Below are 20,601 nucleotides of genomic sequence, written 5' to 3'. Positions count from 1 at the left end.
AACGGCCACATGGTTTAGCGATATAGCGCCTCAATACCTTCAATCACCCGCATATAATATTCACGCTCATGCGGAACGAATTGCGTGAAGTCCACCTGCTCGTCCAGCATGATTCGTTCGCCGTTATCAGCAACCCGGAAGCCTTCTACATGAAGCTTGCTGCTGGCTCCGTTGATGATGAAGCTGCGCAAGTCCGCGAAGCGGGCCTGGACGATTCCGGCGACCTCTTCCTGCTGCAATGTGAACTCACTCAGCGCATAGCGGTTCTCGTAGACAAATACATGGGCCCGCTCACGGTCAATGAATCCGGCGGTATCCATCTGGTAGGGGATAACCCCCAGCGGCTTCAGCCCGTCAAAAGCAACCGCGATCCCCAGCTCCTCCTGGACCTCACGGACACCGTCCCTAACGGTCTCATCCGCCAGCAGATGTCCGGCAGCGGTGATGTCGAGCAGACCGGCGTAGTCTCTTTTTTGCAGGCTGCGCAGCTGCAGGTAGATCATTAGCCCGCTCACATCCATGCGCACAAACCAGCAGTGGAAGGTCTCATGCCAGAGGCCGCGGCGGTGAACCTCGTCCCGGGGAGCAGCCCCGGTGCGGTTGCCTTGCTCATCAAACGTAGCCAGTAATTCTTCATTCATACCGGTAGGCTCCTTCGTATAGATAAGTTACATTTTCCGGGAATAATAGACCGCCAGCACAAGGTACAGCGCCAATAGTGCGGCTAAAATAATAAAAATGGTTAAGAAAACAACCTTGCTGATAAGGGAAGCGGCAACGGCGGAAAGAGATAACAGGAGGATGGTAAGTGTCATACTGGCCTTGGCCGTTCTGAGGACAATCATCCGGTTGCGTTCGTCTTTCTCGGCAATATGTAAGGCTTCCAGAACCTCGGAGCTGCGGAGGGCTCTGCGGAGCCGGGCAATGCGGAGGGAGACTGTGATTCCCGTACCGAGCAATAATCCGGCAAGAATCCCGGTGTCCCAGCTGTCAAGCGAACCGGTGCTGCCAACCTCAAACATTTTAAGTACAAACGCAGCAATGATGGTCATTCCGATACCAACTGCGTAGAGAGTCATAATACGTATCCGCCGTCTTAGCTCCTGTTCAAAAGATGTCATAATCGATATCCTCCACATCTGAGAAATCAAAAATGTCCTCAATCGGCAAACCGAAAAACCTGGAAATCTTATAAGCGAGAGGCAGGGAGGCGGTATATTTCTCGTTCTCAATCGAGGTGATGGTATGGCGCGTTACGCGCAGGGCCTTAGCCAATTCCTCCTGGGAGATCCGCCGCTCTTTGCGCAGCTCGCGTATTTTTGTTTTCACCTGGACGCCACCTCCTTTGGATCAATAACAGTTCACCTTAACTCTAATATTATGGTGTACATACCAGAGAATAGTCAAGTATACTACACCAATTATGTATAGTTGACTACACCAAAAATGTGCAGTAAGCTATACATAAAGATGATCTTAAAGTGGGGCGGGGAGTATGGGCGATATACGGTTTGAAGGGGTCAGCAAGTCTTTTGGCGAAGTGGCTGCCGTTAACGGGCTTAATCTTGCAATAGCAGAGGGGGAGGTCTACGCGCTGCTTGGGCATAATGGAGCGGGTAAGACGACAACCCTGCGGTTGCTTCTGGGGCTGCTGGAGCCGGACGGTGGAGCGGTCACGGTGTTTGGATGCGATCCGATTAAGGACGGGAGTACAGTACGGGGGATGTGTGGCGTTTTATCTGAGGATGTTGGGCTGTACGAGTCCTTGACTGTCCTGGACAATCTGATATATTACGCAGACATTTACGGCATGTGCCGTGCAGAATCGGAGAGACGCATTGATGAGTTGTTGCGGACGTTCGCGATGCAGGACAAGAAGCATTTCCTTGTAAAAGGTCTTTCAACCGGTATGAGCAAAAAGACTGCCCTGATCCGTGCCATGCTTCACAGCCCGCGCATACTGATCCTGGATGAGCCGACGAACGGGCTTGATCCTGTCAGCACAGCAGATCTTAGAACGATGTTATTACGGCTTGCCAAGGAGCAGGGCACGACGATCATCATGACCACGCATAATCTGGAGGAGGTCCAGAAAATGTGTGATCAAATTACGATTTTGCGGCATGGGCGCAATCTCTTTACCGGCTCAATTGCAGCGCTCCAAGACAGCGGGCATTATATGGAGCACGGACAATTCAGTCTGGAAAAGCTGTATATGGAGCTTGAACAGGGGGCAGGACGGCAATGACACGATCCTATCCTGTTTTTCGTGCAGCATGCGCAGAGTTCAGCAGTGAAAAAGGAATGCTTCTCTTTTACGGCCTGTCTATCGCCATTACCGGCATCATTGTTCCCATCGTCACGCGAGGGATAGAAGCTGCCTTAACCATAGGTGCTTTGCTTACGGCAATCTTATTAAGACCTCTGCTCTCCGACAGCCTGGCGGGTGAACGGGAGCACCGGACCCTGGAAACACTACTGTCGAGTCCATTGAGCGGGAGCAGCATTATCTGGAGGAAGTTTCAATTCTGCTGCTTATTTGCGGTCAGTTATTTCACCTTAACCCTCTTTTGCTCCGCGTTAACATACTTTCTGGTCAGGGGTGAACCGGCGCTGCTTCCATGGCAATGGCTTGGTGTTATGGTCCTGGCAGTATTGAATTACAGCGCAATCTGTTTTGCGGGAGTGTATGCTTCTTCAACATCGGGGGATATGCGGGCCGCCAACAGCCGGGTGTCGTGGATGGCTTATCCTCTAGGTCTGCTGTTCGTGGTGTGTCTGGGGGTTATCGCGAACGCTGACTGGTTGTCTGCAATGGCCGTGGGAACTGTATGTGCACAGATTTACCTAAGTGTCCTGACGGTATATTCGGTGAAGGTCGCGCGAATGAAGCAGCCGGATTTCTTCAAGCCGGGAACAACCCGGAGGCCGGAGAGAGGGTATAAGCATCGTGCTTCATCCATGTTGCCGAGGCCGAAGTCGCAGTATGGCATTGTGCTGAAATTTGAATGGAAGGCACTGATGGCTCTAAAATCATTGCTGCTCAGCTTTGGACTGCTGTGCTTCTCGCCGGTTGCCCTGGTGTGTCTGCTGCTGTATTTTACAGGGACGTTCGACCTCAATTATGCGGTGATTCTGACGGTTCTGCTCATTCCGAGAGTGCCGTCCAACTTAATCGCCTACTCCATTGGCGGTGAGAAGGTCTATAAGACAGGAGAAGCCTTGTTATCCACGCCGCTGCAGCTCCGGCCGGTCTTGCTTGCCAAGTGTACCGTTCCGGTCCTGGTGACTGCGGCCATGCTGGCCGTCTCCTCCTTGCTGACATGGGCGGGCATCCGGATGATCCCGCTCCTGATGCCTGAGCTGGCCCCCATCCCGGGCTATACGGTCCTGCAGCTTATCCTGCTGTTCCCCGTCAGTCTCCTGTCATCCATGTCCATGATCTTAATCGCGGCTATTCTTTCTGTACGCTTGCGAACTCCGCGTCACGGCTTGTATGCCACAAGCCTGCTGTCGTTTCTGTTCGTCCTCCCGGTGTTGGCAATTCTCTACCTGGCCCCGGACCCGCTGCTGTGGGCGTTAATCTATTCCGCTATCCTGCTGCTTGGCGATCTGATCTGCCTAATGAAAATTTCAGACCATATTACGCGTCCTCAAGTCATGAGCAGATTATAAATGGACGCACCAAACCCCCGGCTGCGCTTCATAAGAAGCAACCGGGGGGTCGTATTAGAGGGTGTTATCTGGCCATCCAGCCGCCGTCTACGTTCAGAATGTGGCCGTTCAGATAGTCGGAGGCAGCGGAGGCAAGGAATACCGCCGGGCCCTTCACATCTTCAGCGGTGCCCCAGCGTCCGGCCGGAATGCGGTCGAGGATGGCATCGGAACGGTTCTGATCCGCGCGGATCGGAGCCGTGTTCTCGGTTGCCATGTATCCCGGAGCGATGGCGTTGATGTTCAGGCCGGAGCCTGCCCATTCATTGGCGAACGCTTTGGTCAGTCCGGCTACGGCATGCTTGCTGGCCGTGTAGCCCGGCACGTTGATGCCGCCCTGGTAGGAGAGCATGGAGGCGATGTTGATGATTTTGCCGCTGCCCCGTTCCAGGAAGTGGCGTCCGGCAATCTGCGACAGCAGGAACACCGTGTTCTGGTTGAGGTTAATGACATCGAACCAGTCCTTCTCGCTGTGGTCCTTAGCCGGTGTCCGGCGGATCATGCCCGCGCAGTTGACCAGGATGTCCACCTTGCCGGTGAACTTGACCGCCTCATCGAATACCGATTGAAGCTTGGAATGGTCGCTCAGGTCGGCAGCGATGCTGAGCGCCTTCACGCCATAGCCTTCAGCCGCAGCTACGGTCTCGTCGCTCGGGTTCAGGGAGACGCAGATTACGTCTGCTCCGGCTTCTGCGAAGGCAAGGGCAATGCCTTGTCCAAGACCTTGGGCGGCGCCGGTTACAATAGCAGTTTTGCCTGCCAGACTAAATAATGAGGATGACATCTGAATATTCTCTCCTTTGAGATCAGTGATAAAATACTGTAATTAGCCGCATTCAATGTTGACGCCGGCCTCGCGGAACTGCTCGGCGGTCTCCTGGGCCAGCCCGCTGTCGGTCAGCAGGACGTCGACCTCCTGGAGGGAGGCGAAGGTGCGCAGGGCAGAATGCCCGAACTTGTGATGATCGCAGGCAGCGAACACCTGGCGCGCGGTAGCGACCAGTGCCTGCTTGAAATCGATTAAGTCGCCGGTATAGATGGACAGGCCATGCTCGATATGAACGGCGGTGGCCGAGAGGAAGGCTTTTTGAATATTAAGCTTCCGGACATAGGCTACGGCCTCGGGACCGGCCAGCATGTTGCGGACACGGTAGCCGCCGGGCACGACCAGCCGGATGTTGTCCTTGGGCGCCAGCTCGCTGATGATGTAGACATCATTGGTGATGACGGTGAGCGGCATATTCGTAAGGCTTCGCGCGATCTCCAGCGTTGTGCTTCCGCCGTCCAGGGCAATGATGTCCTCCGGTTCGATATGCTTAAGGGCGCGCTCCGCAATCTCCGCCTTCTCCTCGGCATACTTATCCAGCGGATTCCTGGAGGGGAGAATGCCGAACTGGTCGCTCTGGGCCAGCACGGCACCGCCGTGGACACGCAGAATCAGCCCCTGCTCCTCCAGCTTGCTTAAGTCCTCGCGGATCGTTTTGCCGGTAACCCGAAGCTTCTCGCTGAGCTCGTTCACCGTTACATCCTTCTGGTTCAACATCACTTCCATAATCATCTCATGCCGCCGTATCGGGTTCATCCGCCTGCCTCATCTTTCCGTAGTTGATTTGCTTCTATTGTAATTCCTTCATGCCTACGGGGTCCATATCGTCATACCGCTTGTTATCTCCGGCCATGCTCCAGATGAAGGTATAGTTATGAGTGCCCACACCGCTGTGGATGGACCAGCTTGGCGAGATGACCGCCTGTTCATTATGCATGACGATGTGGCGCGTCTCGGTAGGCTCGCCCATCAGGTGGAAGACGATGGAATCGTCCGGCAGGTCGAAATAGAAATACGCTTCCATCCGGCGCGGATGTGTGTGGGATGGCATCGTGTTCCACATGCTGCCCGGCTTGAGCTGGGTCATCCCCATAACAAGCTGTGCGCTCTGTACGCCGTTTGTATGGATGAAGCGGTGAATGGTACGTTCATTGGAATTCTCAAGACCGCCCATGGCGCCGGATTCGGATTCAGCCAGGGTAGTCTTCACAGTCGGGTAGGACTGATGCGCCGGAGCGGAGTTCAGATAGAATTTGGCCGGCTTGGCGCTGTCCGCGCTTTTGAATACAACGTCCTTCGAACCTTGCCCTACATACAGGCATTCCTTGAAATCAACCTCATATTCAGTTCCGTCTACAACAACCGAACCTTTGCCGCCGACATTGATGACCCCCAGCTCCCGGCGCTCCAGGAAGTAGGTGACGCCCAGCTCCTTGAGATCCGTGGTCAGCACCACTTCGCCGTTCACCGGATTGGCGCCGCCGATGATCATCCGGTCTTCATGGGTCAGCACAAGCTTCAGCTCGTCCGGAGCGAAAATCACCGGGATATGAAACTCCTTGCGCAGGCGTTCTGTGTCAAACTGCTTCACTTCATTCGGATGTGATGCAAAACGTCTTTCCATCGAATATTCAGTCTCCTTAGAAAAACATATTTTCGTTCGTATAGGTACAATTTAATTCATTTACGTTCACTTTGCAAGGCATAATCTTTTTTAGTACGTTTATTTTAGTTCATTTATTTGCTGAAGTGATTGCCATATGAACGGAAAGTGTGCACAATAGAGCTGAAACGCCGGGAGCTACAGACAGCATCCAGGCAGGAAAAATACATGATGGAGTGTGAGCAAAATGATAGCTTATACAAGCCGCCGGCAGGAGATCATCTCCGCCATCGCGGCTGAGGCATGCCGCCGCCCGCTGCTGGACAGCGGATTATGGTTCCATGATGATGTGCGGAATAACTTCTATTATGCTTCCTATTTATTTGCTGCTGCGGCAGATGATGCACGGGAGCTTCCGCTTGGCCGGGAGGAAGCCAGGCAGAAGGCGGAGGCGGTGCTGCTGGAGACGGTGCTGCTCCAGAACCGCAGGCCGGGGACTGCGCTCTATGGACACTGGCCGCTGAGCCTGTCTCCCGTGCCAAGGGAGGCCGCTCCGCATGAGCTGCCGGTGGAGATTATGGGCAGTCTGATGGTGTGGTTCTGCAAGCGGTACTCCGCACAGTTCAGTGCCGGGCTGCGGGTGGCCTTCCATACCGCGCTCGGCCATATCTACCGCAGCGGCTTCTTTCGGAAGCAGGTAGCGGAATTCAGCCATCATGAAGCGAAATATACAGCGGCGAAGCTGATTTTCGGCAGGCTGTTCGGGGACGAAGAGCTGCTGGAGGACGGAAGGCACAGTCTGGAGATTACGCTTGCGCATATACGGACGAAGGGGATGCCTGAATATGGCAGCCTGCCATGGTTCTGGCACTGGGTGCAGGCCTTCACCTGCGCCTGGGAGCTGGAAGAGGACAGCGATACCAAAAGACTCCTTGGCGAAATGCTGGACTTCCTGTGGACCGAACGGAGCCGGTGGTATCTGCGGGGAGCGTGGGCGGGGGCCCATTCCAGGGGTTGGCCGCATGATGTTCCGGCAGACGGCAATCTGCTGCATGACTATGTACAGTTCGGCGATTTCGCGCTGCCCGCAGCGATGCCGCGCACTGAATATGCGGGCTTCCTGTTCTATGAAGCGCCTGAGCAGGCGCGTCATACCGCTGTGAACCGCGACTCGCCGGTGGAGGTCCGGGCCACAACGGAGAAAGTAATTGCCGGATCACAGGTGCGCCAGCCAGCGCTGCATTCTTACGCCTACATCTGCCGGGATTATGCGGCAGGCGGCATGTGGGAGCGGGTGGAGGAGTTCGACAATGAACAGCTCCGCTGGTCCTTCTCGCTGCCGGTAGGAGCAGCTGAAGGCGTGAACCGGCTCTACTTCTTCCATCCGGGGCAAGGCTACAGCGCGGGCGATCCGCGGCATCAGAGCCGGTATATGGAGGTGCTGTATCACCGGAATACCATTATGTCGCTGTTCCCGGTTCCCGAAGACGAGACCGCCGCAGTTACCGGGGTTCTGCCGTTAGGCCAATGGATCAGACAGCCGCAGGCGCTGTTCGGATATGCGGGTGGTGTATATTTTGCCGTCTACCTTATGCACGGATATTCGCTGCTGGAGCGGCCGGATTATCTGGAGATCGTGTGCGAAGGCAAGGGCGGCGGAGCCGTGGTTGAGGCGCTGAGTGCAACGCAGGCGGAAGCACTGGGAATCTCCGGGCCTCAGGCCTTCGCCGCAGCCGCCGCGCAGCGGGCACCTGTATTTGCGGACGGGAACGTGCTGTCGGCCGGATATGAATCGTGGCTCTCCGGGGACCGGCTTGAGCTACGGGCTGCGGGACCGGGTGAGGCCCAGGCGCAGATCTACGGGAAGCCGGTTTCTTTTGACGAATATTCAGTGTAAGTCCGCAGTTCAGCATTGCTTCCATTATTCTTTGTACTTTCAGCACCCCATAGGGTATTATGAGGGCAGGCAGCTGTAAAATTGTGATTATTGTCATATCCTTACAGACGCCAGGGAAGAATAAGACAACTATAGACAGCAGAGCAATCTGCTGCGCATGACTTGAGGGGAGCAGTGTGACAGAGATGGAATACCGGCTGGAGAAGGATTTTCTAGGCAGCAAGCAGGTCGAGAATCAGGCTTATTACGGGATACAGACGCTTCGGGCGGTAGAGAATTTCCCGATTACCGGCTACCGTGTGCATCATGAGCTGATTAAGGCTATGGGGATTGTCAAAAAATCGGCCGCACTCGCCAATATGGAAATCGGACGGCTCTATAAGGGGCTTGGTGACGTTATCGTGGCTGCTGCGGATGAGGTGATCGGCGGGAAATGGGATGACCAGTTCATCGTTGACCCGATTCAGGGCGGAGCGGGCACCTCGCTGAATATGAATGCGAACGAAGTGATTGCCAACCGTGCGCTGGAGCTGCTGGGCAAGGCCAAGGGCGATTATCTGCAGCTTAGCCCCAACACCCATGTGAATATGGCGCAATCGACCAATGATGCATTCCCGACAGCGATACATATCGCAACGCTATCACTGCTGGAGCAGCTGCTTGTCACCATGCGCAACATGCATGAAGTGTTCCGGCAGAAGGCCGTAGAATTCGATCCGGTGATCAAAATGGGCCGCACCCATCTGCAGGATGCCGTGCCGATTCGTCTGGGCCAGGAGTTCGAGGCGTACAGCCGGGTGCTGGAGCGTGATATTCAGCGTATCGAGCATACGCGGGGCCATCTCTATGAGGTGAACATGGGCGCGACCGCGGTCGGTACCGGCCTTAATGCCGATCCCCGCTATATTAAGCGGGTGGTGGAGCTGCTGTCCGAGATCAGCGGCCTGCCGCTGGTCAGCGCAGAGCATCTGGTTGATGCCACGCAGAACACAGATGCCTACACCGAGGTCTCGGCGGCGCTGAAGGTCTGCATGATGAATATGTCCAAAATCGCCAATGACCTGCGCCTGATGGCCTCCGGACCGCGCTCGGGCTTGGCTGAAATTACGCTGCCGGCCCGCCAGCCGGGCTCGTCCATTATGCCGGGCAAGGTGAATCCGGTGATGGCCGAGGTGATTAACCAGGTGGCTTTTCAGGTGATTGGCAATGATCATACGATCTGTCTCGCCGCCCAGGCCGGCCAATTGGAGCTGAACGTGATGGAGCCGGTGATGGTGTTCAATCTGATCCAGTCAATCAGCATCATGAACAATTCCTTCCAGGTCTTCACCGACTATTGTCTGGCGGGCATCGAAGCCAACAAGGAGAAGCTTGCCCGTGAAGTGGAGCAGAGTGTCGGGATCATTACGGCTGTGAATCCGCACCTGGGCTATGAGGTGGTCTCGCGGATCGCCCGTGAAGCTATTCTGACCGGAGAATCCGTGCGCGCCCTGTGCCTGAAATACAATGTGCTGAGCGAGGAAGAGCTGAATCTGATCCTTGATCCGTACGAAATGACCCATCCCGGGATTGCGGGAGCGGCGCTTTTGCATAACGATTAAGGGCCAGTAGTTACTGTGAACGCACAAGTAAGCCATACATCATCACGATTCGTGTAAAATCAGGCTCCCGGACATGGTATACTGTTAAGGAGCATTTACACCAGCGTTATCATATATTCTGTAATGGCTTACTGGAGGCATAGTGTGGCGAAGGCAAAAGTGGCAAAACGGCCCACCCGTGACGAGTTCGTACTGGAGGAGCTGGGCAACCAGCTCGTGGAGGCACAGCAGGAGGAATCTGAGATTCTGCTCACGGTCTGGGGAATGGAGGAAGCGGTCCGCGGCGTAATCGTTACGATGGACTCGCGTACCGGCAAGGTGCATCTGAGGCAGAATGAAGTCATCACCAAGGTTCCGTTCATGGATATTATGCAGGTCAATTATCCGCGGGATTAACCGCCGGGAGGGAACGGGACATGCAGGTGAGCAAAACCAATGCAATGCGTATTCTTGATGCGCATAAGACATCCTACACCATTCACAGCTATGACAGCGGGGATGGGGAGATCCACGGGAATGCGGTGGCCGGGAAGATCGGCCTGCTTCCTGAGACGGTATTCAAGACCCTGGTCGCGCACAGCGGCCCGCAGGCTTATGTGTTTGTGATTCCGGTGGCGGAAGAGCTGGATCTGAAGAAGGCAGCGAGAGCTGCGGGAGTCAAGAAGATTGAGATGCTTCCACTTAAGGAGCTGCTGAAGTGGACCGGGTATGTGCGGGGAGGCTGCTCTCCGGTAGGGATGAAGAAGCTGTATCCGACGTTCATTCACAGCAGCGCGGAGGCCCTTCCGGCCATCGCTGTCAGCGCAGGCCGGATCGGCGTGCAGATGGAGCTTGCGCCAGGTCTGCTGGCTGAAGCCGTGTCTGCCGTATTTGCGGATCTCATCAAGGATGAGCAGTAACGTCAAAAGGCCGGAACACCTATGGTTATAGGGTTCCGGCCTTTTTGATTGATTAGGAAATGATGAAGAGCCGGGCATGTATATGAAAAACTGAATACAATTTGCAGCTACAGAGGTACGTGGGCCAAATGTAATCGAAAAACCGAATACATTGGGTATGGCGGGGGCGTGAAGGCCGAATGTATGCGAAAAACCGAACACATTGGGCGGTGTGTGGGCGTGTTGGCCAAATGTATATGAAAAACCGAATACATTCGGCGTTGCAGAGGCGCGTGGTCCAAATTTTGTTCTTGTTCAGTGCAGCATTACGGCTGCTTATTCGCGGCCCAGGTCCGGTGAAATCCATTCTCCGTAATGGCTGGAAACGAACTCAATCTCGCGCTCATAATGGGCCAGGTGGCCCTCCTCCACCATGGTGACGAAGGCGGGATGGCCTTCGGCAGCGCCTTTGCGGAGCGTATCGCACATAGCGTGCAGCCGCCGGATGACCCAGCTCTGCAGATCCTCCGGGACGGGCAATCCGTAAGCTTCAAAGAACAGGCTGATCCGCCGGCCGCGGTCTGCCCCATGAAGCCCGCTGTCATAGGCCACTGTGGACCCTGTAGCATAATCGGGCGCAAAGCCCGCCAGCGGCACTGAGGTGTAGAGGGAATAGGCGATATCCCACATGCGCGGGCCGGGTCCGGCCGTATCGAAATCAATCAGCGCTACCGGCTGCTCATGCTGGAACACCATATTGTACGGGGCGGCATCATTGTGGCAGATGACCTCCTGCGCCTCGGCCCCCGTATAGATATGCTGCCATTGCCTATCCGCCTTAGGGACGAAGCCTTGGGTGGCGTCATGATACCGGCGGAGCAGGCGGGCAATCCCGGTAAGCACTCTGTCTGACCACATGTAGGGCGCAAGCTCCGGGTAATCATTCCCGGCAACCTCTCCGGGCAGGAAGGAGACGATCTCGCGTCCCTCCTCATCCAGACCGAAGAAGCGCGGCGCTCCGGCGAACTCCTGCTGCTCCAGATGGAGCAGCAGTTCATGAACATTGGGACTCCAATATCCTGTAGGACGACGCACGGTGTCGCCGATCCGCACAAGCTCATTCACATTTCCGCCGGTCAGGCGTTCTTCATTCGTCTGGTTCATTTGAGATCCCTCACTTACTAATCAAAATTACGTTTGCCCGCATTGCCAGCCAGCAAATGTTAAGGCAGCAGCTTCGCGGCCAGCAGGCCGAGATATTCCTTCAGCGCCAGGCCTGTCGTGGAGACGGACCCGGCCGTGGGGGTGAATTTGCCCGCGTAGAGGGACATCGGACGGCTGGCCTGGTAGTCCACAGGGAACGGCTGAGGCTCAAGACCGGCATGCTCGAACTGCACCATGCTGCGCGGCATGTGGAAGCCGGAGGTGACGAGCACCGGACGGCTGAAGCCATGCTCCTGCATGAGCTTCGCGGTGTTGACCGCGTTCTGCTCCGTATTGAGCGAGCGGTTCTCCGGCAGGATGTCTTCCGCCGGAATGCCAAGGCCGATGAGCTGCCGCTTGGCGATGTCGGCTTCATTGCCGCTGTCCGCGAACACCTGGCCGCCGGAGAAAATCACCGGCAGCCCGGTCTCCCGGTACAGCCGCGCTGCCGCCAGCAGCCGGTTCGACGCCGGGCCGGACATATTGCCCTGCCCGTCCAGGTCCGGGGTGCCGGAGGTTGCTCCGCCGCCCAGCACGACTATGACATCCCCCTCGGGGGCGGAGGGCTGAGCATATTTGCGCTCCAGGCTGCCGATCAGCAGGTCGCTCACGACCGGGGTCATCGACAGGTAGAGCAGCAGGGTGATGCCGAGCAGCACCAGCGCGGGCCGGCGGGAGCGCAGTCTCCATAGCCAGACCGCCATACCGAGCAGCAGGATGACGAAGAGGCCGGGCGGCAGCACAAAGCTGTAGACGAATTTAATGAAATAGATCAAGGGTTCACCAACTTTTACATATAGGATACAAGATATTTAACAAAAAATTCATCCGCATAGCAGCTCGATTCTAGTTATATGGTACCACAAGTCCGGCTGGAGCTCTCAATTGGACTTGCTGATTCGACAAGTCGTGGATCGGGGCTGCGCTGCTTCGTGCTTCATGTGTCCTCCATGTGCGCTTTCGGTGGTTTTCCAAATGAAGCGGAATCCCAGTCCTCTTCATTGTCAGTCAGAGAGTCATATAGGCGGCAGGGTTCAGCGAATCACCTTCAATAATAATTGCAGTCAATCCTGAATCTGTCCGGGTCTCGTGCCATTCCCCTTGCTCCCAAAAGACGGCTTGACCTGCACTCACAGCTGTAAATTCAGCTTCCTCTCCGCGCACATACCCCTCACCGTTCAGAATTAACAGCAGCTGCGGACATGTCGCCTGATGAAAACCTATTACTCCCTGGTGTCGTAGATATACGCAGCCGATATGCGTTCTCTCCTCAGTCTGGATGATCCGGGATAGGATGAAATTGGAATTGAAGGCTGTTACGGGTTTGCCGGATTCTAGTTTGAAATTGTATATCTTCATTGGGGTCCTCCTCCTAAGCGGGGGAGGGGCGCTCCCTCGTTCGTCTTCCCCGGCTCCTCCGCCAGCTGGCGGTAGCCCATCGGAGGCAGGCCGGTCCAGCGCTTGAACTGCTTGCTGAAATGGGAGACATCGCGGTAGCCGAGCTGGTAAGCGATGCTCTCTACCGACAGGCTGTTGTCCAGCAGCAGCAGCTTGGCATGGCGGATAATGAGCCCGGAGAGATATTGCCTTGGCGGCAGCCCGTAGATCTGCCGGAAGGCACGGTTACAGTGGTTCGGGCTGTAGCCGAGCCGGGCCGCGATATCCTCGATGCTGCCGGCTCGGCTGCCTTCTGCTGCAGCGGTGAAGACCGATTCCTGCAGCAGCCCTTCAATGGCATTCGCCAGGGCAACCGTCTTCTCGGTGACACCCGGCAGCGTGCTCCGGGCCGGGGAAGGCAGGGCTGCCAGCACCCAGCCGCTGAGCGCGGCGAAGAATTGCAGCGAGGCATTCAGCGCCACCAGCCGGCCCCTCTGGGCGTCGCTGGCATCCGGGAGGATCGTCGAGCTGATGATGGCATCCAGCGAGGAGCGGATGGCCGCCAGCTCCGGGGTGTCTCCGCTCAGGCTGACGGTATCCATTGTCAGCAGCGAGCGGCGCAGCACCAGGTCATCGATGTCGAAATGCAGGCAATAATAGGACATGTCCTCCCCGGAATCAGAGCCCAGGCTGGAATGCTGCACACCGGGGCGGATGAACAGAATCTCCCCGCTGTGCTGAAGATAAGACTGTCCCCCGACCGTCATCCGCTGGGAGCCCTGCAGCACGATGTTGATCTCGAACATCGGATGGGTATGGGCCGGATATTGCCATTCCCTGTTCACTTTGCGCCAATGGGCGGCGAAGATATGGAAGGCAGCCTGAATATCCGGGGACATGCGTCCGTCCACGGAGTGCTGTGTACCGGGATCTAATACATTCATAGTCAACCTCTTCTTCTGTATGGCAAGATGGCTCTATTATAGCATAGGCCGCAGGGTAAGGCAGATTTGTCCAAATAAATGGCGGCTTTGCGCCTGTTGCCCCGGCGGAAGCCGCGCTAACATAGAGCTATAGCCCGGCAGTCTGCCGGGAGACAGCCTGGAGGGAGTGCATTTACGTTATGCCAACGAATAAATTCTTCAACGCCCATCATTCACCGATCGGGTCTTTCTCAAGCTTCACCCTCGGATTCAAGGGAGCATCCGGCGGCTTCGACCTGGAGCTGGGCAGACCGCCCAGACAGAATATATATATCGGCCTGGAGCGGAGGGATGGCCGCGGTTACGATACGCTGCCGTTCCATGAGCAGGGCAGCGATGATGAGAGCAAGCGCTACGACATTGAGAATCCCGACCCGAACCCGGATAAGCCGCAGATTCTCTTTCACTACGGGGATGAGGAGATTACCCGCGATTTCCGCCTGGCGACCGATACCTGGCAGGCCGGGGATCTGACCTTCCGCATTCTCTCGCCGGTCCGGCCGGTTCCAGACCCGCAGTCCGCTTCGGATGCGGAGCTTCAGGAGGTACTGCTGCCGGCGGTGCTGGTAGAGCTTGAAGTGGATAATACATCCGGCAGCTCGGCCCGCCGCGCCTTCTTCGGCTTCCAGGGGAATGATCCCTACAGTGCGCTGAGAAGATTCGACGGAGGACAGGCTGAGCTGACGGGCGTCGGCCAGGGCCGGTTCCTGGCGGTTGCCGCCGAGCAGGGAAGTGTGAAGGCGGCGATGCATTTTACAATGGAGGATATTCTCGCAGCCGAGCTGGAGGAGAACTGGACCTTCGGTCTGGGCCAGGTCGGAGCGCTGATTATGGATGTTCCGGCAGGAGAGCGGAAGACGTACCGTTTCGCGGTCTGCTTCCACCGTTCCGGCTATGTGACGTCGGGGATGGATGCCGGTTACTACTACAACCGCTATTACAGCAATGTGGAGGCGGTGGCGGATTACGCTCTGTCACAGTTCGATACGCTGAAGCAGCAGGCTGAACAGGCGAATGCCATGCTGGAGGGAACGGGCCTCAGTGAAGACCAGACCTTCATGCTGGCTCACGCCATCCGCAGTTATTACGGTTCGACACAGCTGCTGAGCCACAAGGGCGAGCCGTTCTGGATTGTCAATGAAGGCGAATACCGGATGATGAATACGTTCGATCTGACGGTTGACCAGCTTTTCTATGAGTTGAAGATGAACCCTTGGACCGTACGCAATGAACTCGATATGTTCGTCGACCGGTTCAGCTATGTGGATACCGTCCGGTTCCCGGGCGATGAGACCGAATATCCGGGCGGACTGAGCTTCACCCATGATATGGGGGTAGCCAATGCGGTGTCGCGTCCGGGGTATTCCTCTTATGAGCTGTATGGCATCGACGGCTGCTTCTCGCATATGACCCATGAGCAGCTGGTGAACTGGATTCTTACAGCGGCCGTCTATGTGGAGCACACAGGCGACCGCAGCTGGATGGAGCGCAATCTGACCGTGCTGGAGAGCTGTCTGCAGAGCATGGTGAACCGGGATCATCCCGATCCGGCGAAGCGTAACGGCGTTATGGCGCTGGACAGCTCGCGGACAATGGGCGGCGCGGAGATTACGACCTATGACAGTCTGGACGTCTCCCTGGGCCAGGCGCGCAACAATATTTATCTGGCGGGCAAATGCTGGGCCGCGTATCTGGCCATGGAGCGGATCTTCCGCGAGAACGGCAATGCCGAGCTGTCACAGACGGCGGGCCGGCAGGCCGAGCTCTGCGCGGCCACGATTGTGGCCAGCGTGACGAAGGACGGCTATATCCCGGCAGTCATCGGGGAAGGGAACGACTCGAAGATTATTCCGGCCATCGAAGGTCTGGTGTTCCCGTACTTCACCGGCTGCAAGGAAGCACTTGAGCGCGGGGGACGGTTCGGAGAGTATATTAAGGCGCTGGACACTCACCTGAAGGCGGTGCTGGTTGAAGGGGTCTGCCTGTTCGCCGACGGCGGCTGGAAAATCTCCTCCACCAGCAATAACAGCTGGCTGAGCAAAATCTATCTCTCCCAGTTCATCGCCCGGCAGATTCTCGGTCTGGAATGGACCGAGCAGGGACGCGCCGCCGATCAGGCCCATAGCGCCTGGCTCACGCATCCTGAGCTCTCAATCTGGAGCTGGAGCGACCAGATTATCTCCGGCGAGATTACCGGCAGCAAATATTACCCGCGTGGGGTCACGGCCATTCTGTGGCTGGAAGAGCAGCGCGCATAGGCAGTTGAAGCCGGATAAATGTCCGGCGGCAACAAAACAAACAGCGAATCTCCCATGGCGGGGATTTGCTGTTTGTTTTTTATATTGTTATTTTTGTATAATATAATAAACAAAAGTAGAGGTGCTAATATGGTCGAAAAAGTATTTTGGACAGACCCATACTTAACAAAATTAGATACTCGTGTATCCAGTGTAAATGGCAATGACATTACAGTGGAAAGAACCATCTTGTATGCTTTCTCTGGAGGACAAGAGAGTGATACAGGATTAATTCACGGGTATTCCGTCCATCAAGCCCAAAAAGAGGGTCATGAAATCATTTATACAATAGAAGAAGGGCATGACTTAAAAGTTGGTGATCAGGTGACGATGACTGTAGATTGGGAACGTCGTTACAGACTTATGAGGCTGCATTTTGCTGCGGAGGTTGTACTAGAATTAGCTTATAAGCAGTTGACAGGTATAGAGAAAATAGGCGCTCATATCTCTCAAGATAAAGCCCGCATAGATTTCGCATGGCATGAGAACATTTCAAAATCCTTTCCTTGGATCGGGAAAGAATTCCAAGAGATCGTTGAGGCAGATCTGGACATTATTAGTGCCTTCAGCGACGAAGCAAATGGACGAAGATATTGGGAGGTTAAAGGCTTCTCAAAGGTCTCCTGCGGCGGCACTCATTTGAAGAAAACAGGTGAAGTTGGAGAAATAAAGCTGAAGCGGAATAATATCGGGAGAGGGAAAGAAAGAATCGAAATCTATTTATGTGAATAAAACAACTGTGCCCACGCAGCACCGAATGTAATCGGTTTTCCGATTACATTCGGCTCACGCGTCCAGGCAAGCTGCCTGAGCCTGTTGCAGCCTGCCTGGAACTAGAACACCCGGTGCTTCCAGCCGTTCAGCTTGGCTACGGCTTCGACATAGTAGTAGTCGCCGTAGATCAGCGACACATCGGTGAGCGAATCGCCGCTGGCCGCGCCATGCAGCAGAATGGCCTCGTGCTCCGGCTGATCCCAGGTGGCATAGTGCTCTGTCAGCGAGCGCAGGATGCGCTGGGCGGCATCCGCATACACGCGTTGCTCGCCCGTCGGTACCAGCTCTGCCAGCTCCAGCAGGCCGGAGGCGGCAATCGCGGCAGCCGAGCTGTCTCTGAACATACGCTTGTCATCTGCCAGCCTGAAGTCCCAGTGTGGCACGTGGTCATCCGGGAGAGCGGCGATGAAATAATGGGCTATGCGCTTGGCAGTATTGAGGAAGCGCGCGTCCCCGGTGTTACGGTAGGTGTTCGTGAAGCCGTATAGCCCCCAAGCAGATCCCCGGCTCCAGCAGGATTCTGGGGAATAGCCCTGTCCGCCAAAGTTCTCGATATACACACCGGTCGCAGCATCGAAGGAGAGAATATGCTTGGTGGACCCATCCTCACGCACGCCATAAGTCATAGCTGTCTCGGCATGGCTTACGGCGATATGGCTGTAGCGCGGATCACCGGTCACCCGGCTGGCCCAGAACAGCAGCGAGATGTTCATCATGCAGTCGATGATCACCCAGCCGTGCTTGTCCCCGTTCCAGGCGCGGATGAACCGGCCCGCCGGATTGTAGCGCGCTGCCAGATAATTAGCGGCTTCAAGCCCCAGCCGGAGGCCGTCCGCATCCCCGGTCAGCGTATGCTTGAACACCGCTGTCGCCAGGAACTGAAATCCGACGTCATGATGCAGCTCTTCGGTCGGCTTCGCGAACCATTGTCCAATTCTCCCGTCCCAGGGCCAGGCAGCATCCTTATAGGCTTCGTTGCCGGTCATATCATACATGACCCAGAGCATGCCGGGCCAGAAGCCTGAGGTCCACCAGTCGGTTGCGGGATTATCATATTTACCGTCTGCTCCGGCAGCATGCGGACTCCGCCCGTCCATCTGTGCGTTCATGCCGGATACCTTCTTGTCCAGACGGTTCATTACTTCCTGCCAGTAGGCTGTGTTCATCGCTGATGCCTCCATAGAATATAGGATATGGCCTCAGTATAGCGCTTTCGGATAATAGGAAGTTGCACTTTAATATGAGAAAATGTTGTTTTATTGTCCTGATTCTCAACGTTCCTTCCGGTATTTCAGCGGCGTGGTGCCGAGCACCCGCTTGAACAGCTGGTTGAAGTAGGACGGATTCGGGAAGCCGGCAGCGGCTCCGATCTGTTCGACAGATAAATCCGTTGTCTCCAGCAGGCGGCAGGCTTGCTTCAGCCGCCGGGCGGTGAGGTAATCCATCAGCCGGCTGCCCGTCTCCTGATGGAAGATCCGCGAGACATAGGATTTCGACAGATGGGTCAGCGCGGCAAGCTGCTCCAGTGTGATCTCCTCCTGGTAATGGGCTTCAATCCAGCTCATCATCTGCTCAGAATAGCGCAGATTACGCCGCTCTCCTGTTCCTTCAGGCGCTCTCCCGCCTGTCCCGATGCAGTCAAGAAGCTGCAGCAGCAGGAGGGTGATATCCTCGGAATCATCCCCTGCTGCGGCCCGGCGGCCCATATTATAGTTCCGGCAGGCCCACTCTGCCGCCTCCGTGCTGTCCCCCAGGTTGAACCCGCAAGTACTGCTGCTGTCCTGCCATAATGCGGTGAAGACGGCCTTGCGTTTGCCGAAGCCCTGCAGCAGGTGCTCTGCCGTCAGCGGGTCGATATAGAAGAGGGTACGCACGAACGGACTGTCCGGAGATACCTCGGAAGAGACCCGGTGAAGCTGATATGGCTGGAAGAAGAACAGCATGCCGCGGTTAATGTCATACATCTGCTGATTGACCACGATGCTGCCCTGCCCGCTGTGGACGAGCATGATCTCACAGCACTGGTGCCAGTGGTAGTAGCCCTTGTAATGATCATCGGTATAGAGGCGGTACTGCCAGATCAGCGATTGCCGGTCCGGGAATCGAATCGGTTCAAACAGCTGTTTCATCATGCTGCAAGCCAGCTCCCCGTAATGACAAAATAGAAACATTTCATTGCTCCTATTATAATAGTCATTTGCCGGAGAGGCTACCCGGGGCAGCTTCCTTTTTATTGTTGCGGGGATGCTCTGGATTGTCTCACTTTATAGACGATGAGGATGGCCAGCGGGAGCACGAAGGCGACTGTGAAATCCCAATCAACCCAATAGACCGGGATTTCCTTCACATAGAAGACGATATTTTGAGCGCTCAGCTCTGACAGTCCGTAAATCAGAAACGCAGTGGGAAAGATGAGCGGACGGTGATTTTTCAGCTTGAACAATTGGGCAGTTCCCAGGACGAAGGCATAGAAATATACCGCAGTTTTGAAATAAGTAGTAATAATCCAGGCAGTCGCCATCAGCGCCTCCAGCCGCTGCAGAAAGTTGGCGATATTGATTTTTTGGGCCAGGATGTAGGCGGCATAGAAATTATGCTCTGAGAAATAGACACCCAGCACGGTCAGGGAGAGGAACAGAATCAGATTCAGCCCCACCGCCCCCAGGAACATGGACAAGAAGATATCGCGGTTGACCTTGCTGCTCTTGCGGGCATACGGATAGATCATGAGGAAGACACACATCTCTCCGAACGGATAGAACACGCCGAACATAACAGTATGCAGCATCTCCGGCAGAGGTGTAGTCATCATCGGGTAGAGCCGGTCGACCCGAGCCTGCGGGAACAAGAGAACCATCAGCGAGACCAGAAATAAGGCAAACAGCGGAAAAAACACCTGTGCGGCTCTGCCCACCGACTCCAGTCCCAGACGCAGGCCGTACACCAGAATCACAAGACTCATGAAGCGGATGACTCCGCCGGGCGTTCCCTCATAAATCTGGGTCGTCAGGAAATCCTCCATCTCGCGGACATATGTCGAGGCGGCGAGGATGAAGAAATTCAGATAGAATACGTTTACCGGAATGCTCACCCATTTGCCCAGCACCATCTGGGCGATTTCAATAATGCTCCGCTCCGGATTGATATTTGCGACGGTGACCAGCAGGAAGATGAGCGCCAAGCCGAGCGGTATGCTGATCAGTGCGGCGATCCAGGCATCCTGATGGGCTCCGGTGGTCATGGTAGTCGGATAGACGAGCGCCATGTCACCAATCAAGGTGAAGAGACCGAGAATAACCATCTGCGCTGTGCTGATACGTTCCTTTTCAATGCTCACCCCTAGTTCTCCTTTCCATCAAATGGACACGATCAGGTCTTGCTGCAATCTTCTTAGTATGACAGCTCCTTCCAGAAATATGTGCCGGATATGCAGGCTCTCCCTCAGGAA

Annotated in this window: 21 protein-coding genes; 8 read left to right on the top strand and 13 right to left on the bottom strand. The window is 55.7% G+C overall.

Going from position 1 to position 20,601, the window contains the following annotated elements; translation table 11 throughout:
• Positions 1-14: 14 nt before the first annotated feature.
• From MHI24_RS02695 to MHI24_RS02685, 3 genes are read right to left on the bottom strand one after another with little or no spacing between them, the layout of a single operon-like run.
• Complete coding sequence (locus MHI24_RS02695; RefSeq protein ID WP_340024027.1) at positions 15-641, bottom strand: NUDIX domain-containing protein; 627 nt, start codon at positions 639-641, stop codon at positions 15-17.
• 27 nt (positions 642-668) lie between these two features.
• Complete coding sequence (locus MHI24_RS02690; protein WP_340024026.1) at positions 669-1,121, bottom strand: hypothetical protein; 453 nt, start codon at positions 1,119-1,121, stop codon at positions 669-671.
• Positions 1,108-1,329 carry a helix-turn-helix transcriptional regulator gene (locus MHI24_RS02685; protein ID WP_340024025.1) on the bottom strand — a complete coding sequence of 74 codons (222 nt, stop codon included), beginning with the start codon at positions 1,327-1,329 and terminating at the stop codon, positions 1,108-1,110. Before MHI24_RS02685 ends, MHI24_RS02690 begins: the two co-directional genes overlap by 14 nt.
• Before the next feature lie 166 nt (positions 1,330-1,495).
• Between MHI24_RS02685 and MHI24_RS02680 the strand changes: the two genes are divergently transcribed.
• Both MHI24_RS02680 and MHI24_RS02675 read left to right on the top strand, forming a co-directional pair.
• Entirely contained in the window at positions 1,496-2,248 is a 753-nt protein-coding gene (locus tag MHI24_RS02680) for an ABC transporter ATP-binding protein (RefSeq protein WP_340024024.1), read from the top strand.
• A complete protein-coding gene (locus MHI24_RS02675) occupies positions 2,245-3,675 on the top strand; it encodes a hypothetical protein (protein WP_340024023.1) in 1,431 nt (476 codons plus the stop codon). The genes MHI24_RS02680 and MHI24_RS02675 overlap by 4 nt, the downstream gene beginning before the upstream one ends.
• Positions 3,676-3,739: 64 nt before the next feature.
• On the opposite strand, the gene kduD is transcribed toward MHI24_RS02675, so the two are convergent.
• From kduD to kduI, 3 genes are read right to left on the bottom strand one after another with little or no spacing between them, the layout of a single operon-like run.
• Positions 3,740-4,498, bottom strand: a complete 759-nt coding sequence (kduD, locus tag MHI24_RS02670) for a 2-dehydro-3-deoxy-D-gluconate 5-dehydrogenase KduD (protein WP_340024022.1) — start codon at positions 4,496-4,498, stop codon at positions 3,740-3,742.
• A gap of 42 nt (positions 4,499-4,540) precedes the next feature.
• Complete coding sequence (locus MHI24_RS02665; protein ID WP_340024021.1) at positions 4,541-5,296, bottom strand: DeoR/GlpR family DNA-binding transcription regulator; 756 nt, start codon at positions 5,294-5,296, stop codon at positions 4,541-4,543.
• Between the two features lie 34 nt (positions 5,297-5,330).
• Positions 5,331-6,164, bottom strand: a complete 834-nt coding sequence (kduI, locus tag MHI24_RS02660; protein ID WP_340024020.1) for a 5-dehydro-4-deoxy-D-glucuronate isomerase — start codon at positions 6,162-6,164, stop codon at positions 5,331-5,333.
• A 226-nt stretch (positions 6,165-6,390) separates the two neighbouring features.
• Between kduI and MHI24_RS02655 the strand changes: the two genes are divergently transcribed.
• The 4 genes from MHI24_RS02655 to ybaK all read left to right on the top strand — a co-directional run bounded on the left by MHI24_RS02655 (position 6,391) and on the right by ybaK (position 10,540).
• Entirely contained in the window at positions 6,391-8,040 is a 1,650-nt protein-coding gene (locus MHI24_RS02655; RefSeq protein WP_340024019.1) for a hypothetical protein, read from the top strand.
• A 185-nt stretch (positions 8,041-8,225) separates the two neighbouring features.
• The gene (gene aspA, locus MHI24_RS02650; RefSeq protein WP_340026586.1) at positions 8,226-9,641 is read left to right on the top strand and encodes an aspartate ammonia-lyase; all 1,416 of its coding nucleotides are present in this window, start codon (positions 8,226-8,228) and stop codon (positions 9,639-9,641) included.
• Between the two features lie 144 nt (positions 9,642-9,785).
• Entirely contained in the window at positions 9,786-10,037 is a 252-nt protein-coding gene (locus MHI24_RS02645) for a YolD-like family protein (RefSeq protein WP_340024018.1), read from the top strand.
• Between the two features lie 20 nt (positions 10,038-10,057).
• On the top strand, positions 10,058-10,540 hold the full coding sequence (gene ybaK, locus MHI24_RS02640; RefSeq protein ID WP_340024017.1) for a Cys-tRNA(Pro) deacylase: 483 nt from the start codon (positions 10,058-10,060) through the stop codon (positions 10,538-10,540).
• A 315-nt stretch (positions 10,541-10,855) separates the two neighbouring features.
• Here ybaK and MHI24_RS02635 read toward each other — a convergent pair whose 3' ends face one another.
• The 4 genes from MHI24_RS02635 to MHI24_RS02620 form a co-directional block, all read right to left on the bottom strand.
• Positions 10,856-11,683: an aminoglycoside phosphotransferase family protein gene (locus MHI24_RS02635; RefSeq protein ID WP_340024016.1), complete on the bottom strand. Its 828-nt coding sequence runs from the start codon at positions 11,681-11,683 to the stop codon at positions 10,856-10,858.
• 59 nt (positions 11,684-11,742) lie between these two features.
• Complete coding sequence (locus tag MHI24_RS02630) at positions 11,743-12,498, bottom strand: YdcF family protein (protein WP_340024015.1); 756 nt, start codon at positions 12,496-12,498, stop codon at positions 11,743-11,745.
• Between the two features lie 232 nt (positions 12,499-12,730).
• A complete protein-coding gene (locus tag MHI24_RS02625; RefSeq protein WP_340024014.1) occupies positions 12,731-13,081 on the bottom strand; it encodes a cupin in 351 nt (116 codons plus the stop codon).
• On the bottom strand, positions 13,078-14,043 hold the full coding sequence (locus MHI24_RS02620) for an AraC family transcriptional regulator (protein WP_340024013.1): 966 nt from the start codon (positions 14,041-14,043) through the stop codon (positions 13,078-13,080). The genes MHI24_RS02625 and MHI24_RS02620 overlap by 4 nt, the downstream gene beginning before the upstream one ends.
• 179 nt (positions 14,044-14,222) lie before the next feature.
• Here MHI24_RS02620 and MHI24_RS02615 point away from each other — a divergent pair, with 179 nt between their 5' ends.
• Together MHI24_RS02615 and MHI24_RS02610 are read left to right on the top strand one after the other, a co-directional pair.
• A complete protein-coding gene (locus tag MHI24_RS02615; RefSeq protein WP_340024012.1) occupies positions 14,223-16,340 on the top strand; it encodes a glycoside hydrolase family 52 protein in 2,118 nt (705 codons plus the stop codon).
• A gap of 129 nt (positions 16,341-16,469) precedes the next feature.
• The gene (locus MHI24_RS02610) at positions 16,470-17,111 is read left to right on the top strand and encodes an alanyl-tRNA editing protein (protein ID WP_340024011.1); all 642 of its coding nucleotides are present in this window, start codon (positions 16,470-16,472) and stop codon (positions 17,109-17,111) included.
• Between the two features lie 101 nt (positions 17,112-17,212).
• Here MHI24_RS02610 and MHI24_RS02605 read toward each other — a convergent pair whose 3' ends face one another.
• The 3 genes from MHI24_RS02605 to MHI24_RS02595 form a co-directional block, all read right to left on the bottom strand.
• On the bottom strand, positions 17,213-18,319 hold the full coding sequence (locus MHI24_RS02605) for a glycoside hydrolase family 88 protein (RefSeq protein WP_340024010.1): 1,107 nt from the start codon (positions 18,317-18,319) through the stop codon (positions 17,213-17,215).
• 105 nt (positions 18,320-18,424) lie between these two features.
• A complete protein-coding gene (locus tag MHI24_RS02600) occupies positions 18,425-19,285 on the bottom strand; it encodes an AraC family transcriptional regulator (RefSeq protein WP_340024009.1) in 861 nt (286 codons plus the stop codon).
• A 98-nt stretch (positions 19,286-19,383) separates the two neighbouring features.
• Positions 19,384-20,490 (bottom strand): endospore germination permease, encoded by a 1,107-nt coding sequence (locus MHI24_RS02595; RefSeq protein WP_340024008.1) that lies wholly within the window; start codon positions 20,488-20,490, stop codon positions 19,384-19,386.
• Positions 20,491-20,601 lie beyond the last annotated feature (111 nt).

It is taken from the genome of Paenibacillus sp. FSL K6-1096 (assembly GCF_037977055.1).
Lineage (GTDB): Bacteria > Bacillota > Bacilli > Paenibacillales > Paenibacillaceae > Paenibacillus_AQ.
Note: the sequence above shows the minus strand (reverse complement) of the source record. Positions and strands in the feature narration are given on the sequence as shown.

Coding starts and splice junctions, on each gene's coding strand:
- MHI24_RS02695 (WP_340024027.1), bottom strand. CDS start 641: ATGAATGAAGAATTACTGGCTACGTTTGATGAGCAAGGCAACCGCACC.
- MHI24_RS02690 (WP_340024026.1), bottom strand. CDS start 1,121: ATGACATCTTTTGAACAGGAGCTAAGACGGCGGATACGTATTATGACT.
- MHI24_RS02680 (WP_340024024.1), top strand. CDS start 1,496: ATGGGCGATATACGGTTTGAAGGGGTCAGCAAGTCTTTTGGCGAAGTG.
- MHI24_RS02675 (WP_340024023.1), top strand. CDS start 2,245: ATGACACGATCCTATCCTGTTTTTCGTGCAGCATGCGCAGAGTTCAGC.
- kduD (WP_340024022.1), bottom strand. CDS start 4,498: ATGTCATCCTCATTATTTAGTCTGGCAGGCAAAACTGCTATTGTAACC.
- MHI24_RS02665 (WP_340024021.1), bottom strand. CDS start 5,296: ATGAACCCGATACGGCGGCATGAGATGATTATGGAAGTGATGTTGAAC.
- kduI (WP_340024020.1), bottom strand. CDS start 6,164: ATGGAAAGACGTTTTGCATCACATCCGAATGAAGTGAAGCAGTTTGAC.
- MHI24_RS02655 (WP_340024019.1), top strand. CDS start 6,391: ATGATAGCTTATACAAGCCGCCGGCAGGAGATCATCTCCGCCATCGCG.
- aspA (WP_340026586.1), top strand. CDS start 8,226: ATGGAATACCGGCTGGAGAAGGATTTTCTAGGCAGCAAGCAGGTCGAG.
- ybaK (WP_340024017.1), top strand. CDS start 10,058: ATGCAGGTGAGCAAAACCAATGCAATGCGTATTCTTGATGCGCATAAG.
- MHI24_RS02635 (WP_340024016.1), bottom strand. CDS start 11,683: ATGAACCAGACGAATGAAGAACGCCTGACCGGCGGAAATGTGAATGAG.
- MHI24_RS02625 (WP_340024014.1), bottom strand. CDS start 13,081: ATGAAGATATACAATTTCAAACTAGAATCCGGCAAACCCGTAACAGCC.
- MHI24_RS02620 (WP_340024013.1), bottom strand. CDS start 14,043: ATGAATGTATTAGATCCCGGTACACAGCACTCCGTGGACGGACGCATG.
- MHI24_RS02615 (WP_340024012.1), top strand. CDS start 14,223: ATGCCAACGAATAAATTCTTCAACGCCCATCATTCACCGATCGGGTCT.
- MHI24_RS02610 (WP_340024011.1), top strand. CDS start 16,470: ATGGTCGAAAAAGTATTTTGGACAGACCCATACTTAACAAAATTAGAT.
- MHI24_RS02605 (WP_340024010.1), bottom strand. CDS start 18,319: ATGAACACAGCCTACTGGCAGGAAGTAATGAACCGTCTGGACAAGAAG.
- MHI24_RS02600 (WP_340024009.1), bottom strand. CDS start 19,285: ATGATGAAACAGCTGTTTGAACCGATTCGATTCCCGGACCGGCAATCG.